The organism is Bacillus sp. M5A3_1b (assembly GCF_053345335.1).
This window is the reverse complement of the sequence record NZ_JBKEZY010000005.1, coordinates 188,339-201,693: the sequence shown is the minus strand read 5'-3', so window position 1 is coordinate 201,693 and position 13,355 is coordinate 188,339. Positions and strand designations below refer to the sequence as shown.

Below are 13,355 nucleotides of genomic sequence, written 5' to 3'. Positions count from 1 at the left end.
CTCTATCAATCTATTTGTTCAACTTTAACGAGATCAAAATATTGTTTAAACTTATTCACATTAATATAACCAGTTTCAGCTTCCATCGTATTTAACATTCCTGTAGTCATCGCCGTTTTAAGAACAGTCTCCACTGTTTGATGTTGATGTAGTGCAACAGCTAATCCTGCAACTGTTGCATCACCAGCCCCTACAGGATTGACCACTTCTATTTTTGGGACCATAACTCTATAATAGTCCTTGCTATGTTTAACAAATGCACCTTCACTACCCATCGATACGATAATCCACTCAATTCCAGTAAATAATTCATTGTTTAATGCTTGCTTTAGTTCTATGATTCCCGCCTCCATGTCAATGCCCAACAGTTGTGATAATTCCGCTTTATTCGGTTTGATGGCGAATGGTTTTTCTTTATGAAGCATCGCTTGTTTCAAAGATTTCCCTGACGAATCCATAATTACTGGAATTCCATTTTCATGACAGATTTCTAACATTTGATAATAGTAGTTAGTCGGTAATCCTTTCGGTAAACTGCCCGAAATTGTCACAAGTGAAGCTGTTGTAAGTAGATATTCGAATTTTTTTAGAAAATCAGTTCCCTCTTCTTTAGATAATGTCGGCCCAGATTCTAAAATCTCTGTTTGCATCCCTTCATGAAGAATAGCAATACAATTTCTTGATTCTTTTTTGATTTTTAAAAATTCATTTGGAATATTGACATTATTCAATTCTTGAATAATGTATTCACCAATCGTACCACCAAGCACACCTGTCGCTAGAACAACTTCATCCATTTGAGCAATTACTCGTGCAACATTCAAACCTTTTCCACCAGCAGTTTTATGAACGGCTTCCACACGGTTAACAGCATCTAACTTTAATTCATGAATCGGATAGGAAATGTCGACCGATGGATTCATGGTGACAGATAGTATCATTGGTAATCCCTCTTTCAGAAATTTGTTTAAGCTTGAAAACGGCATACACCGTCAAGATAGGTAGCAGTTACATCCATCTCCGGTGTCATCACAATAAAGTCAGCAGCATATCCCTCAGCAATCTTCCCGCATTCGCCATCGAGCTGCATACTTTTTGCTGGTGCAGTACTCGCCATGTAAATTGCTTCCTCAGGTGTAGCAATTCCCCACTCGACGACATTTTTGACAGCATCTTTTAATTGCAAAATGCTCCCGGCTAAACTTCCGCTTTCCAAACGAGCCATCCCATCTTTTACTTTCACCGGAAACTCTCCTAGTTGATAAATCCCTTCAGGCATACCTCCAGCCATCATACAATCAGACACCAATACAACCCTTTCTCTGCCGCGGATATTCATTAAAATATTTGATGCAACGGGATGTACATGATGTCCATCACATATGATTTCGGCAAAAACATCTTTTAGATTCATGGCCGCTCCGACCATCCCCGGCTCACGATGATGCAATGGACTCATTCCATTGAAAGTATGAATAAAAATGGAAGCTCCTTTTTCAACCGCTTGCTTTGCTTCTTCATAAGTTGCGTCACTGTGAGCCAACGCCACTGCAATCCCTTCTCCTACAGCATATTCAATACATTCCGCCGCCCCTTTCCTTTCAGGTGCAATCGCAATTTTTTTAATAGCATTATTTGATAATTCCTGCCAAACTTTCAACATTTCAACTGATGGGTCACAAAAATATTTCGTGTTCTGTGCTCCTTTATGCTTTTCAGTAAAAAATGGTCCTTCTAAAAAGATACCTTTAATTTTTGCACCTTGTACTCTCTTATAATTGGCACCAATCATTTCAACGACGTTATTTAACGATTCTTTTGAGGATGTTAAAGTTGTCGGTAAAAAAGATGTAACGCCGCATGACAGGAGTCCTATCGAAATTTGGTTCAATCCTTCAAAACTATTGTCCATAATGTCGTGATTTCTAAATCCATGAATATGTGTATCTACTAGACCAGGAGCGATCCAATGTCCTCTATACTCAATAATTTTTGCCGTTTCCTTCGGCCTATCCTCTAAGAAAACACCGAATTTTCCGTCTTTTACTTCTAAAAATCCAGGCCCTATGACCATCTCTTCAAGAAAAAACTTATCTGCAAAAATAAAAATAGTCATGTATATTTCCCCAATCCTAGTTACTCATATTCGTAGATAGTAACACCTTTAACGACTCGGTTCACTGTTCCTGTCGGTGAAGGGGTATCCGGTGTATTGCCTACTTTTACTGAAGCTAACAGAGAGACTGTTTGCCCAATGATGACAAAAGGTAACGCTAAGTAAGCATCTGGTATAGAATGAGCCTCTCTGCTGAATACAAACCTATTGCCAGTATAATTAGTTTCTCCATCAACCTCGATGGCACAAATATAACTGGCAATGTTGTCCTGCTGCATTTCTTTTAACATATCTAAATCATATTGACGTGTATACGGATGGTTAGAAACAAAAACAAAAACCAATGATTTTTCGTTTAGAAATGATTTTGGACCGTGTCGGAAGCCAAGCGGTGAATCAAATGCGGTTACAATTTTCCCAGCTGTCAGTTCTAATATTTTTAATTGCGATTCTTTTGCTAAACCTTCTAAACTACCAGAACCTAAGTAAATAATTCGGTCAAAATCAAAATCTACTATCTTTTGGATAATGTCTTCTCTTTGAATGACACTTTCACCCATTTGATGGATTTTTTTCACTATCTTCGATTTTTCTTCTGTTGATATAGAATCAAAAACGAGTAATGCCGTTAACGCCATGCAAGTATAACTCCCTGTCATTGCAAATCCTTGATCATTTGATTTTTCAGGCATCAATAGCAATAAATTTTTTTCATTATTCACGGCCCGTTTGGCTAATTTACCGTTTTTCGCACAAGTAATCGTCATTTGATACAAATCCGTTACTATTTGCTCAGCTAATTGTACAGCAGCAACACTTTCCGGACTGTTTCCGCTTCTAGCAAATGAAACGAGTAAAGTCGGAAAATCCTTTTTGAAAAATTGGTAAGGATTTGAAACTAACGTAGTTGTCGGAATGCTTAGTACTTCCCACTGTTGTTCATCGACTTTTTCTATTAAATAAGGAGTGACTGTATCACCGACATAGGCAGACGTTCCAGCGCCTGTAAAAATAACTCGAACCCGGTTGTGTTTCGTTACAATTTTTTGAAAAAACTCTTCAATCCCCTCGCTTTTCTTCATATACAGAGCAAAGGTTTCAGCCCATAAATCAGGCTGCCGTCTTATTTCCGCTGTTGTTATCGATGCACCTAACGAAACTAATTTGTCTTGACTTAATGTAAACATGTTCGTCCACTCCTCTACCTATTTGCCATCATTCTCTCCATAAAAGAAGACCGGCGCCGCCTCATTACATACCTTCAAATACTCGTAAGCCTGCACCAGTAACTCCATTATTTTGCGCCAATGTACTGATACTCATCTGCTCCAAAAGATGTTGTTGCTCAGGAAGCTGATACATTTTCAGCTTCGCTTTAATCAACTCCAGTAGAAATGGATTTTTCACAATGACACTGCCACCAAAAACCATTCTGTGTGGATCTAATAAGGAGGAAATCGTATAAATACCTTGAGCTACATAATCAGTTACCTCATTGATGATGGACTGATATTCTGGTACCCCATTTATATAACGAGCAAAAACATCCTTTGTTGAAATCGTATCTACCTGTAAGTCCCTTTCTGCTATTCTCTGAATCCCTGGCCCAGCAGCAATTTTTTCTAATCGTTCATTGCCCCCTCTCGTGAGGACAGGAATCAAACCCAGTTCTCCAGCAAATCCCGCCCCCCTAAAAAATGAGCCTTTATGAATGATAGAACAAGATATTCCCGTACTTATAGTCACGTAGACAAAGGTTTCATCCTCTTTTACATGTGCTGCTCTCCATTCGGCATAAGCAGCCATATAGACATCATTGTCAATCGTGACCCGCTGAATACCAAATTGCTCTTGCAAACGGACTGAAATAGGAAACTGCCTCCAAGGTAAATTGTTTTGAAAAACGGCAATTCCCTTCTCGAAATCCACTTTTCCTGGTATCCCAACGCCAATACCCTCAATATCAGCGTTGGAAATCGATGATTTTCTGAGAACTTGTTCCACAGCTTCTACAACTTTACCAAACATTTTTTCCCGGTCTGAAGGATCACTTTTTATTTCCGAACGTTCAAGCAGTTCGCCTGTATCCGAAATGACTCCCGCTGCAATCTTCGTTCCCCCAATATCAATGCCGACTGCCTTTTTCATTTGTCCGCACCCCTAGGTTTATATTTGATATTTTGAATATTTTTCTATAATTGTTATCGTTGAACATATATGTGCGATTCCTTGATCGATTCACTTGTCCTGGTTGATTTATACGTATTTCCGATTGTAGTCATAAAGTAGCCCTAAAAGACCAGTTAATCCAATCAACATCATACCTAATTCGAATTTACCAGCTGTCTTTTGGTAGATGATAATTAAAGACAGGCATACGATAAACACAACAATTTTAATAATGAATAAAATATTAGTCTTCATTCGGAAAATCCTCCCATCTGATTTCACTAGGTGCCAATGTCACTTCTTTTCTGTTTCCTTGTCCATCGTATACAACTGTCTTTTGTTCGATCATTGAATTGTTAACAATCGCCATTTTTTGAATGGATGGATATGCATGGACTTCACAATAAATGTTGCTCGCATGATATTTTTGAAATTCTCCTTCTTTATTGGCAGCATAGTATAACGCGCGCATCAGTAGACGTGTATTTTCTTCGCTATATGGCAGCCCTGCTATATACACAGCTCTACCTTCTCCAAACGGATGACTAGAAAGATGGACTTCACCATTTGAATATTCAATTATTTCGGTTTTATCTGATAACGCATAAATGTTTTTCATTCCTTCACCAAAATCAAATTTGGTGCTGTCAGCAGAAATAAAATGATGTTCGACAGGATTAATAAAATATTTATCTGTGGATAAGCTAAATCCTAGTTCTTTGTCAACACCTAAGACGTTTGCCAATTGAAAATAATGTCCTTCATGCTGATAGGCTGTCGGTTCGCCAATACCTATGAAGCCTCCGCCATTATACATCCAGGCCCTGATTGTAGTGACTAACTTTTCATTAATCCAATTAGCCCCTCCTGAAAAAGCTGTGCCTACATCGCCAGCATTAATGATAACGTCAATATCCGCTGGTATCCCATCGTTAATGACATCATCAAAACTAATGAACGAAACTTCCACGGCTGCCCCACTCAAGGATTCTAAAACACCTAAATAAGAATAAATTTGTTTATACCATAGAGCATGAGCAACCATATGTGTTTGCCAAGTTCTCAACTTGCCCCAAGAGTTCAAAATTGCAACTTTAAGACCGCTATATGGTTGAACGCCTTTGATCGTGTCATGAATTTCACGAAACTCCTCCGTAACTTTTTCAATATAAGAGATAAATTCTGGGAATTGATAAGCTAGACTTAAATAACCGCCATAGCCGATACGATCAACAGGGTTCCGTAGTAAAGCTCTTCGCGCCGTTAACCAGTTTTCATTCGCTTCAATCGTCGGGTTATTACCTTCGTAAAAAGTATCTGGGAAGAAATAAGGTAAGAATCGCCCTTCTGTGTAACGAACATGTGGTATATCTGCAATCATACGTAACGTGGCTCCACCGCCCACACTGCCTACAACTGCGTCCAATCCGATATTTTCAAAGTATTTCCCATATGGTTCTGTACCAATCCAGTTATCACCAAGGAACATCATTGCTTCTTTTCCACTTTCATGGACAATATCCACAAGTTTCTTTGCTTCTTCAGCAACGAACTTGTGAACAAAATCTATATAATCTAAAAAAGCAGGAGTTGGAATTCGAAATGCAGTATTATAATAGCCTTGATCAACAATGTCCTCTGGCCTTAAGCGATAGCCCTTTTCTTTTTGAAAAGCATCCAAAGCAGCAACTGAAACACTAGCACCATAACCGAACCAATCGACAAATTTCTCTTTGCCAAGATTATTAAACACAAGGGTAAAATGATAGAAAAACGTTGTAAACCTAACCACATCTGTATCTGGATTTTCTGTCAGCCATTGTTTTAAATAGATTTTCATAAATTCATTGGAATGTGGCTGCCTGACATCAAAAGGAATATCATGTGGCTTATCTCCCCAATTATTAGTAATATGATTGTACATTTGGGTTGGATCCCAAATCGCATAGACTAGGAATGAAACCGTATATTCATGCCAAGGAATCGCCTTCGTAATCAAAACACGATTTTGCTCTTCATTTACTTCCCAATCATTCACATCAACAACTTCTCCGGTTGTCCGGTCAATAACCTCCCAGTATTTTTTAGGGTTGTGAACGTAATCCGGCTTTAACTGTTCCTCAAAGTAGCCTTTCATAAAATCAATTTCAAGGGTGTCAGTAAGCGCAGTATTGAATAAGCTCATTAAATAAAGTTGCTGGCATTCATCCATGTGCTTCTCTGCGAACTCATTGTGAGCTCGAGCAACAAAATAAGTCGTATAAATTTTTGCATCCAATTGCTTAATATCATCATCTAGTTTCGTTCCATCACTATCGCGAATCGCATCCGCACCCCATCGTTCCATCAATTCTTTTGTTTCCTTAAGAAAATTTTCTTCACTCGGTAAAGTAACACGGCCTTTTTTCTTTTTCATGTAAATCCTCCTTTAATCCTTTAAACCACCAAGGGACATTCCTTGTGTTAATTTTTTTTGAACAATGATGTATAAAATCAAAGTTGGCAGCATGACAAGAACCATGCCTGCATACATTTGACCATAGTTCGCAGCAGATTTCTGAGCTGCCATCAAGTTCATTAACCCAACAGGTAACGTTTTATTCGGTCCTGGGATTAATGTTAAGGCAATAATGTATTCGTTCCAAAAGGCAAGAAAATTAAATAAAATGACGGCAATAATACTTGGACGAGCTATCGGAATCATGACTGAAATCATTGTTTTAAAATATCCGGCACCATCGACCAACGCCGCTTCCTCATACGTGGATGGAAGTGATTGAAAAAAACTAGTCAGCAAGTAGATGGTAAATGGTAACGCCGTCGCCGCATATACCACAGCTAAAATAAATAAATTGTCTAGTAAAAATCCATCACCTAGTTGGCCTCGCAAAAAGGTATCTCCGTCCAATAACATTAAGAAAATTGGAACAACAATGTAGTTCACATTGATGAATAATCCAGCTTTAAAAAAAGTATTTATTAATTTACTTCCTCTAAAGGTATATCTTGCCAACACATAGGCTGCTGGTAAGGCCACAATCAATAAAATAAGCAGAGCCAACGCAGTTACCATGACTGAATTCAACATGTAGGTACCCATGTTTGCTTTTTGGAAAGCATCGATAAAGTTTTGAAAATACAAGCTTTTCGGCATGGCCCAAGGACTTCCGTAAAATTCTGAATTTTTCTTTATTGAGGCTAAGAAAACCCATGCAACAGGAATAATAATAGAAATTGCTAACGTAATCAGTGCTACATATATAAAACAACGATATATTGCTTCTGTAGTCATACCTTTTTGGGGCTTAACTTTTTTTGGGGCTTTATAAGCTGCTTCTACAATCATTTCTTTTTCGGTTTCCATCATTTTTGGATCTCGATAAGCTGTTTCTGTTGTCATTCGTTTTTGTGTTTCCATCGTTTTGGACCTCCTTAATACTCCAACACTTCCCTTTTAGTGACACCGCTTATAATTGCAGATAATGCGAATGAGAATAGGAAAATGACCACCCCAATAGCCATACCGTAACCGTAAGAAGAATTCGTGTAAGCCTGCTTATACATGTAGCTTAAAAACACTTCCGTCGATCCGTCAGGTCCCCCACCAGTCATCGCTTGAACGAGTAGAAAACTTAAATTAATCGTACTAATAACGAAGAAAGTTAACGTCGTCCGAATGTTATTCCAAATTAACGGTAACGTAATACTGAAAAATTGTCTGACCCGTCCAGCACCTTCCAAAGCAGATGCTTCATAAAAACTTTCCGGAATGCTTGCCATTGCCGCCATATACATGACCATATAATAACCAATCGCTTGCCAAATGAGTGCCCCGCCAATGCTGTATATGGCAATCTTTTGATTGCCGAGCCACATCTTTTGAAGATTTTCAAGGTTAAATAAAGCAAGTATATTATTTAACAATCCTGTAGTCGGATCATAAACTGCAGAAAATATTCCCGCGATAACTACAACGGATAAAATATTAGGGAGATAAAAAATAATTTGAAAGAAACTTTTACCTTTTATTTTTTCTCTCGTTAACAAAGTGGCAAACAAGATCGCCATCACCATCGTGATAAGTGTAACAATAACAATTAATACGATACTGTTTTGGAGAGATCGAAAGAAATTCATATCATTCCATAAAATCTTGAAGTTTTCTAATCCAACAAATACCTTATTATTAGAAAATCCTCCCCACTTATATAAGGACATCCTGAATACCTCAATTGTAGGAACAATCATAAAAATGGCTAACAGTAGTAGTGCCGGTGCAGTGCAAACAAAAATAAAAATTCTTTTTTCTGTTGTCTTATTCATGCCATCACCTCAGTTAATAAGTACAATGGTGAGACTAGCTGCTCACCATTGTACATAGTGAAAACTAATTTATTTTAATGCAGACCGTAATTGGTCACTCACTTTTTCAACAGAGCTTTGCCAATCTTTCACCTTTTTATCACCAGAAATAACACTGTCAATCGTTCTAAATAATGTATCTGGCATACTTACGCCTTCAACGGCTTTCGTTGCAGCAAATCCACCTATTCCCACTTTCACTCCATTATCATAGATACTATAGAATGATTTATTTTCACCTGTCAGTTTACTAGAAAGACCTTTGATAGGCTGAATCGCACTCGATTCAGCAAAAATTCCAGCTGCCTTATCCGAATAAACAAACGTCATGAAATCTTTAGCAAGTTGTTTATTTTTAGCTGCTGAAGGAATCCACATTTGTTCAAAGAAAGTAAATGCATAACGGTCGCTATTGGCATCAATTGTTGGTAAAGGCATCATGCCCCATTCAAACCCTTTAGATCGAGGAGCTTCTTTCATTTCACCAACTACCCATGTACCATTTGGCATAAACAAAGCTTTGTTATCGAGAACCAATTGTTGATTTTTCTTGTAGTCTTTATCATTTGCATTCGCAACAGTAGTTGGTTCTGTATATTTTCCTAATTTTCCGATAATTTCAAACGATTTCGTTGCTTCAGAACTTTCCCAAACACCATCTGTATATTTCATAGCTTTATTAAATAACTCAGGTCCACCCACCCCTAGTAATAAAGAGTAGAAGAATGTATCAAAGTAGCCTGTTGTAGGATAAGTAAATAATGAAATTCCTTCTGCTTTCGCTTTATCTCCCAAAGCCCACATCTCATCCCAAGTCTTCGGCACTTCCCAACCTTTTTCTTTTAATAAGCTAGCATTATAGAATAATCCAGTTGGACTATAGAACATCGGTGCCATATAAATTTTACCGTCATTATAAGGATTAGTCGCAGGTGTACCAGTAAGCCCTGGTACTAACTTATCTTTGACTTTAACATCTTCACCATAAACATTTTTATCAAAAACATCAGTAATGTCTTCTAATGCTTTATCTTTAATTAAAGTTTCTGTTAGTGCCTGTTTTCTCCCAGTTGCCAACAACACAACATCCGGATACTTTCCTGCTTTCATATTTGAGCCTATGACATCCTCAAGATTTTTGTCCACTGTCAATTTCACATCAACTTTTGGATTAGCAGATTCATATGCGTCAATTACTTTGCTCCACATCTCTTTACCATAAGCCGATTCAAGTGTTGCCACATGAAGGGTTTGTTTTTCACTGGAGCCTTTACCATCCTTAGAGTTATCAACTTTTGAAGTATTACCTTGGCAAGCTATTAAACTAAAAGATAACAAAGCTGTCATCCCAGACAACAATAACTTTTTTTTCATCTTTATTTACCCCCATCTCCTAATCTTCCTTTCATAATTAAAGAATACAAAATAGATAACGCTTTCACAATAAACATCTTGTTCTGTTTTTTAGATATCTTGCTTTTTACTGCATATCCCACTAAAATCTTTATAACATAGATAAAAAATCTATGAAGGAGGGATTCATTTGTCCAATGAAGTATATGAGATTCCACAAATTCAACGAAACCATCTTCCAGTAAAACTTCTTTATATAACAAAATCAAAATACGATAAAGATTGGCATAGTACCATTCATGCGCATCACTTTACAGAGCTATTATATATTACCAAGGGCAAAGGAACTTTTATCTTTTACAAAGAAGAAATCCCAGTCCAAGAGCACAACTTGATTATCATCAATCCAAATATCGAGCACACAGAAAAATCTGATACGAATCATCCACTCGAATACATCGCACTTGGTATTCAAGGTTTGTCCTTTTCATCCATAGAAAATCCTAGTCAAGTAACTATTCACAACTATAAACAGGATCAAAAGAACTTCCTCTTTTACCTTCAGCAATTGATCGAGGAAGTGGAAAACCATCAAGAAGATTACGATTTAATTATACAAAATATTCTGGAAATTTTACTACTTAAAATGATGAGAAAAAAATCCTTTAATGTAGAAAAAACATCTACTCAAAAAATCAATAAAGATATTGAATTTATTAAAAACTATATTAAGCAGCATTTTCACGAAAATATTAGCCTGGATACATTAGCTCGAATTAGTCATATAAACAAATATTACCTATCCCATTCTTTCAGGAAGTTCGTCGGCGTTTCGCCTATTGAATACTTAATTCAAACTCGTATTAGAGAAAGTAAAATATTATTAGAAACTACCAATTATTCAATTTCTAACATTTCAACTATTACCGGGTTTTCTTCCCAATCATTCTTTGCACAATCATTTAAACGAGAAACGAATCTATCTCCCTCACAATACAGAAACGCTATCAATTCTAGCAAAAACATACCAGATTCTAGTGCAAAAATTTAAAGATAATTGCACTGAATCTATACTTATTTACAATATTGTTACTATTATTTTTGAAGGAGGAGTGTTCCTATGATTCAACAATTAAAAACATATTATGGTGAGGATATAAAAATCAATGAAGCTGTGTTGTCAGAAGATTATAGCTGGTTTTTAGTTGAAGGAAACAAAGTCGGGATTCGAAAAATCCGATTACATCAAAGGGAGCATCAATTGCTTTCATCCATCTTAACGCCCATTCATACTGATACATTTTATAAAACAAAAAAAGAAAAATCATGGTATGAAGCATTATACAAAAATAATAACATTTCTATACTATCAGTTCGTTTTTTACACTTTTTCACAACACAACCCATAATAGAGAGAGAAGAATTTCAAGATGCTTTACAGTCCATGTTTTCTTTTACTACTACAATGATATGGGAAACTTCGCAAGCTGGTGTCCTCATATTAGAAGAAAATGTACCTGAGTCTATATTGCGAGCAGCCCTTGATACACTAGAAACAGATTTTTTTATATCCCTATCCTTCTTTATTGGCAGACGCTATACGCAAACAACTGAATTTGCTTATCTGTATGAATGGGAGCGAAAATTATTTTCTGTTCTTTCTCCCTATTTATCCAAAAAAATTACACACATTGAACAACTGCTCCCTTATCAATTAATGATCTCATTATCAAAAGAAGAAAGAAAAAAGTACACGAATCAATTATTGGCACACATTTCGAATGACAAAGAACTTATAGATAGCGTTAAAGTATTCTTCCAATGTAACTTAAATGTATCTCTTGCAGCGAAACAATTATATTTACATCGTAATACTTTGCAGTATCGAATTGATAAATTCATTGAAAAAACAGGAATTAATATAAAAACTTTTGAAGGTGCAGTAGCAGTTTATATGGCATTTCTTTCTTTAGATATCTCGTGAAGCTCTCATGAAAGACGATAAAATATTCATTTTCTCATACCATCATTGTTTTATGACTTGGAAACTCTTTTTACATATTTTTCTACGAAAAAGTAATACTTTCATCCCATATCTATAGATGAAAGTACATCCTACAGGTGCTTTCCCGTTTCTTAAATCTGTAAACTTGTATAAAACCCTCTCATTCTTTTGTGCACAATGCCGATTTACTTACGGTTATAAAAATCTTATAATTCAATCAATTACGAAAAGGAGTGAATATTTATGACCGAACTAGTATTAGATCATATTTTTAAAGTTTATGATAATAAAACTACTGCTGTTTCTGACTTTAATTTACATATTGAAGATAAAGAGTTTATCGTATTTGTCGGTCCTTCTGGATGCGGAAAATCAACAACTCTACGTATGATTGCAGGTCTAGAAGACATTTCTGATGGTTCGTTTTATATTGATGGAGAGCGTATGAATGATGTCGCTCCAAAAGATCGCAACATTGCGATGGTATTTCAAAATTACGCACTATACCCGCATATGACTGTTTATGATAATATCGCGTTTGGCTTAAAACTACGCAAACTTCCAAAAGATGAAATTAATCGCCGAGTAACGGAGGCAGCGAAAATCTTAGGGCTTGAAGATTACTTACAACGAAAACCGAAGGCATTATCAGGTGGGCAACGCCAACGGGTTGCGCTAGGAAGAGCTATCGTCCGTGACGCAAAAGTATTTTTAATGGACGAGCCTCTATCGAATTTAGACGCAAAATTACGCGTCAGTATGCGTTCAGAAATCTCCAAACTGCATCGTCGTTTAAATACGACCACTATATATGTAACACATGATCAAACAGAAGCTATGACAATGGCATCACGCCTTGTTGTTATGAAAGATGGGCTCATCCAGCAAGTTGGTACTCCAAAAGAAGTATATGATACTCCTGAAAACATATTTGTTGGTGGATTCATTGGTTCTCCAGCTATGAATTTCTTTACCGGGACATTACAAGAGAACTATTTCTATATAGAAAATATTCGCTTCAAAGTACCAGATGGCCAACTAAAAACATTAAAGCAAAAAGGATATAATGGACAAAAAATCATACTCGGCATTCGTCCTGAAGACATTCATGATGAACCAATTGTTCTTCAATCTTCGCCTGAATCAACAGTCGAAATTACAGTAGAAATTGCTGAATTATTAGGTGCTGAAACGATGATTCATGGAAAACTTTCGAATCAAAACTTTGTTGCGCGAATTAATGCTCGTTCCGAGATTAAAGCTAACGATACACTTCTATTAGCTTTTAGTTTAGCGAAAGCACACTTTTTCGATATCGCTACCGAACAACGTATTCGTAATATTTAATGG

The 13,355-nt window shown here is 36.6% G+C and carries 12 protein-coding genes; 3 read left to right on the top strand and 9 right to left on the bottom strand.

Features of this window, described 5'->3' with window-relative positions:
- Positions 1 to 5: 5 nt before the first annotated feature.
- The 9 genes from lacC to ACLBWW_RS15915 form a co-directional block, all read right to left on the bottom strand.
- Positions 6 to 941 (bottom strand): tagatose-6-phosphate kinase, encoded by a 936-nt coding sequence (gene lacC / locus ACLBWW_RS15955; RefSeq protein ID WP_098122211.1) that lies wholly within the window; start codon positions 939 to 941, stop codon positions 6 to 8.
- 26 nt (positions 942 to 967) lie between these two features.
- The gene (gene nagA / locus ACLBWW_RS15950; protein WP_447614125.1) at positions 968 to 2,116 is read right to left on the bottom strand and encodes an N-acetylglucosamine-6-phosphate deacetylase; all 1,149 of its coding nucleotides are present in this window, start codon (positions 2,114 to 2,116) and stop codon (positions 968 to 970) included.
- Positions 2,117 to 2,136: 20 nt separating this feature from the next.
- The gene (locus ACLBWW_RS15945) at positions 2,137 to 3,303 is read right to left on the bottom strand and encodes an SIS domain-containing protein (RefSeq protein ID WP_447614124.1); all 1,167 of its coding nucleotides are present in this window, start codon (positions 3,301 to 3,303) and stop codon (positions 2,137 to 2,139) included.
- 64 nt (positions 3,304 to 3,367) lie between these two features.
- On the bottom strand, positions 3,368 to 4,264 hold the full coding sequence (locus ACLBWW_RS15940) for an ROK family protein (protein ID WP_098069236.1): 897 nt from the start codon (positions 4,262 to 4,264) through the stop codon (positions 3,368 to 3,370).
- A 108-nt stretch (positions 4,265 to 4,372) separates the two neighbouring features.
- Positions 4,373 to 4,540: a DUF6903 family protein gene (locus tag ACLBWW_RS15935; protein WP_180228545.1), complete on the bottom strand. Its 168-nt coding sequence runs from the start codon at positions 4,538 to 4,540 to the stop codon at positions 4,373 to 4,375.
- Complete coding sequence (gene gnpA / locus ACLBWW_RS15930) at positions 4,530 to 6,701, bottom strand: 1,3-beta-galactosyl-N-acetylhexosamine phosphorylase (RefSeq protein ID WP_098847331.1); 2,172 nt, start codon at positions 6,699 to 6,701, stop codon at positions 4,530 to 4,532. The genes ACLBWW_RS15935 and gnpA overlap by 11 nt, the downstream gene beginning before the upstream one ends.
- A gap of 12 nt (positions 6,702 to 6,713) precedes the next feature.
- Positions 6,714 to 7,703: a carbohydrate ABC transporter permease gene (locus ACLBWW_RS15925; protein WP_098069238.1), complete on the bottom strand. Its 990-nt coding sequence runs from the start codon at positions 7,701 to 7,703 to the stop codon at positions 6,714 to 6,716.
- A 14-nt stretch (positions 7,704 to 7,717) separates the two neighbouring features.
- Positions 7,718 to 8,608, bottom strand: coding sequence for a carbohydrate ABC transporter permease (locus ACLBWW_RS15920; protein ID WP_061676478.1), 891 nt, complete (start codon positions 8,606 to 8,608; stop codon positions 7,718 to 7,720).
- Positions 8,609 to 8,677: 69 nt separating this feature from the next.
- Positions 8,678 to 9,994: a carbohydrate ABC transporter substrate-binding protein gene (locus ACLBWW_RS15915; RefSeq protein ID WP_257132074.1), complete on the bottom strand. Its 1,317-nt coding sequence runs from the start codon at positions 9,992 to 9,994 to the stop codon at positions 8,678 to 8,680.
- Between the two features lie 196 nt (positions 9,995 to 10,190).
- Between ACLBWW_RS15915 and ACLBWW_RS15910 the strand changes: the two genes are divergently transcribed.
- The 3 genes from ACLBWW_RS15910 to ACLBWW_RS15900 all read left to right on the top strand — a co-directional run bounded on the left by ACLBWW_RS15910 (position 10,191) and on the right by ACLBWW_RS15900 (position 13,352).
- The gene (locus ACLBWW_RS15910; protein ID WP_098069240.1) at positions 10,191 to 11,051 is read left to right on the top strand and encodes an AraC family transcriptional regulator; all 861 of its coding nucleotides are present in this window, start codon (positions 10,191 to 10,193) and stop codon (positions 11,049 to 11,051) included.
- 69 nt (positions 11,052 to 11,120) lie between these two features.
- The gene (locus tag ACLBWW_RS15905) at positions 11,121 to 11,984 is read left to right on the top strand and encodes a PucR family transcriptional regulator (RefSeq protein WP_098847326.1); all 864 of its coding nucleotides are present in this window, start codon (positions 11,121 to 11,123) and stop codon (positions 11,982 to 11,984) included.
- A gap of 264 nt (positions 11,985 to 12,248) precedes the next feature.
- Complete coding sequence (locus ACLBWW_RS15900; RefSeq protein WP_098069242.1) at positions 12,249 to 13,352, top strand: ABC transporter ATP-binding protein; 1,104 nt, start codon at positions 12,249 to 12,251, stop codon at positions 13,350 to 13,352.
- The last annotated feature ends 3 nt before the right edge of the window (positions 13,353 to 13,355 follow it).